Genomic DNA, 3149 nt, shown 5'->3' on the forward strand with positions numbered 1-3149 from the left:
GTGACTCCCTTGCTACTCAGCAAGCGATCTTGGGATCCTTGGCAGAGGAAACCGGAAGCCAAGCACAGAGCGCCATCGAAACCCCCGCTTTCGGCCTTTCTGGCGCCAACCGGCACCAAATTTCAGCACCCTGCTAAGGACCGTTGTCCCTCTTGATCAGGAAGTTGCGAAACAAACTGAACGGTATTGGCTCTAGGCCGGGATGTTGCTCCCTGGCGGGGGCGGCATCTCAATCGGTACCCTCTTTCTTTCGTCGAGGGGGCAAGGAGGCGAAGTGGTCGAAGTCGTGATGTACACCCGATCCTGGTGTGGATATTGCCATCGCGCCAAGGCCTTGCTCGAGGTGAAGAGCCAGATCTTCCTCGAGCACGATGTCGAGGCCGATCCCACGAAGGAGGACGAGATGCAGCGGCGCAGCCAGCGAACCTCCGTGCCTCAGATTTTCATCGGAGAGGTCCATGTGGGCGGCTATGACGATCTGGCGGAGCTGGAGCGCCGCGGCGAGCTCGATCGCCTGCTGACCGGAGAAGGAGGCGAGGCTTGAGCGACGTACAGCGGGTGAAGGTGCTGATCATCGGCAGCGGGCCTGCCGGCTACACGGCCGCCATCTACGCGGCCCGGGCGGATCTCGCACCCGTGATGCTGGCCGGCCTCCAATTCGGTGGCCAGTTGATGCTCACCACGGAAGTCGAGAACTACCCGGGCTTCCCCGAAGGCGTGACCGGGCCCGACATGATGGACATGTTCCAGAAGCAGGCCGAGCGCTTCGGCACGCGCGTCGAGATGGAAGATGCCACCCAGGTTGATTTTTCGAGGCGTCCATTTCGCGTCGAGACCGAGAGTCAGAAATTCGAAGCCGATGCGGTGGTACTCGCGACGGGCGCCTCGGCGAGATGGATCGGTTTGCCGTCGGAACAACGCCTGATGAATATGGGTGTTTCCGCATGCGCCACCTGCGATGGGGCTCTCTACCGCGACAAGCTGATGGCGGTGGTTGGCGGGGGTGATACGGCGATGGAGGAGGCGCTCTTCCTTACCCGCTATGCGCCGAAGGTGACCGTGATCCATCGCCGCGATGAGCTGCGCGCTTCGAAGATCATGGCGGATCGGGCACTCAAGAACGACAAGATCGAATTCGCCTGGAATTCCCAGGTCGACGAAGTGCTCGGCGACGAGTTCGTGACGGGTGTGCGTCTCAAGGACGTGAACACGGACGAGACGCGGGAAATTCCGGTCGAGGCGCTCTTCATCGCGATCGGTCACACGCCGAATACAGGGATCTTCCGCGACCAGATCGCGCTCGACGATACGGGCTACATCAAGGTCGAACCCGGAACGAGCCGCACGAGCATTGAAGGCGTCTTCGCCTGTGGCGATGCAATGGATCCGACCTACCGTCAGGCGATCACGGCCGCCGGTACCGGCTGCATGGCGGCCATCGATGCTGAACGTTGGTTGGCCGAACAGGAAGCGGACTAGCCGCCCAGGAGACTCATGGCCCTTACCCGGGAGCGTCTCGAGCAACTCATTGCACGGTCGTCCGACAGCATCGTCGGGACGGATCGCAGTGGAAACGTCATCTATTGGAATGATGGCGCGAAGAAGGTCCTTGGCTACGACGACGCGGAGGTGCTCGGCACCAACGTCGGGCGCCTCTACCCGGACGTGGATGAAGCCAAGCGCGTGATGCGTGCGATGCGCGAGGCGAACGGGGGTGGCAGGGATGTGGTCGACACCTTCCAGACCACGTTCATGGCGAAGAGCGGCGAACGCATTCCGGTGGCCATCTCGGGCACGATCTTGCGGGACGAAGCGGGCGAAGAGGACGGAACGATCGGCTTCGCAAAGGATCTTCGCGAGATCCTGCGAAAGGATCAGCTGGCCACGCTGGGCGAAGTGGCGATCGGCCTCTCCCACGAGATCAACAATCCCCTGAACGTGATCCTGAATCAGACCGCTCTTCTCGAGCGCGATATCGAGGCGCTTGCGAACGAGGGCGATATCTCCGTCGAGAACGAGCGACTCGACGCCATTCGTCGCGAAATCTCGCGCATCTCTGAGATCGTCGAACGCCTGGGCGAGATGGTGAAGGAGGATACGTACGAAACGAAGGGTTACATCGGCCCGGCACGTATGGTCGATCTACGCTCGAGGGCAGAACGCGATCAGGTTCCGATGGAGCGTCTCGGAGGCCTTCGGATTCTCGTGGCCGACGACGACGGAGGCATCGCCCGCAGCCTGAAGGAAATCTTGACTCGCGACGGATGCCAGGTAACGACTGCCAGTGATGGCCGTGAAGCACTGGCTGCCCTCGACGAGGCCAAATTCGATCTCGTCCTCTCGGACGTCGTCATGCCTAACATGGACGGCTATGAACTCTTCAAGGCCATCCAGGAGCAGCATCCGGGCTTGCCCGTATTGATGATGACCGCCTTCCACTACGACAAGGACCACATCATCAAACGCAGCCGCGTCGCCGGCCTGGGCGCAGTCCTCTTCAAGAAGCCCGTAGACCCGGACCGCCTCCGCGAGACCATCCTCCAAGCCGTCCCCGCTGTTGACTTACTCGATCTGGTCTTTCGGGATGTTGAAGAGCTGGCCTGCGTCGTTCTTGACGAGGTAGCTGTCGGACCACTCCTTGAGGACGGTGACCTCCTCGCCGGAGTTGAAGGAGATCTCTTCGACCTCCTCGCCGAGGTTGGCCTGGTGCTTCAGGGTGGAGGCTTGCTTGAAGGTTGCCATGGGGCGGGTATTTAGCTGCTGCGCTGCGGGGTTTCAAACCTCGAGTCGCTGCGGCCCGGGGGCGTGTGGGCGACACAGATCCCGACCACCCGACGGGCACCGGCACGGCGCAGGGCGCGGGCAGCTTCGCTCAAAGTGGCACCGGTGGTCGCGACGTCATCGACGAGCCACACGCAGGCCGGCATGGCGCACCGGGCCGCGAAGGCTCCGCGCACGTTTCGGCGCCGCTCACGTCGGGAGAGCCCTACCTGGCGTGGCGTGTCGCGACGGCGCTCCAGGGCCCGGAGACTGTAGACGCTCACTCAGAAGCGTAGAAATCTGATCATTTGGCCGGGGGGCGACGCAGCCCGCCGTTCCGGATTCCGATTCAGATCTTCCGGGTCGAAAGGTCCTTGACCCAGGGCGAA

4 protein-coding genes are annotated in these 3149 nt (G+C 62.2%); 3 read left to right on the forward strand and 1 reads right to left on the reverse strand.

The genetic code is table 11. From position 1 onward, the window contains the following. Positions 1-274 precede the first annotated feature (274 nt). Genes grxC through GY937_23090 form a run of 3 tightly spaced genes read left to right on the forward strand, consistent with a single transcriptional unit; the run spans position 275 to position 2757 of the window. A complete protein-coding gene (gene grxC / locus GY937_23080; protein ID MCP5059599.1) occupies positions 275-544 on the forward strand; it encodes a glutaredoxin 3 in 270 nt (89 codons plus the stop codon). Continuing rightward, positions 541-1479: a thioredoxin-disulfide reductase gene (trxB, locus tag GY937_23085; protein MCP5059600.1), complete on the forward strand. Its 939-nt coding sequence runs from the start codon at positions 541-543 to the stop codon at positions 1477-1479. Before grxC ends, trxB begins: the two co-directional genes overlap by 4 nt. Before the next feature lie 15 nt (positions 1480-1494). Then, positions 1495-2757, forward strand: a complete 1263-nt coding sequence (locus GY937_23090) for a response regulator (GenBank protein MCP5059601.1) — start codon at positions 1495-1497, stop codon at positions 2755-2757. Here GY937_23090 and GY937_23095 read toward each other — a convergent pair. Then, a complete protein-coding gene (locus GY937_23095) occupies positions 2754-3044 on the reverse strand; it encodes a hypothetical protein (GenBank protein ID MCP5059602.1) in 291 nt (96 codons plus the stop codon). The genes GY937_23090 and GY937_23095 overlap by 4 nt on opposite strands. Between the last annotated feature and the right edge of the window lie 105 nt (positions 3045-3149).

The sequence above is a fragment of the bacterium genome (assembly GCA_024228115.1).
In the GTDB taxonomy this organism is placed as follows: domain Bacteria; phylum Myxococcota_A; class UBA9160; order UBA9160; family UBA6930.

Bases quoted from the DNA above. Each gene is read 5' to 3' on its own strand.
- GY937_23090 (MCP5059601.1), top strand. From the start codon at position 1,495: ATGGCCCTTACCCGGGAGCGTCTCGAGCAACTCATTGCACGGTCGTCC.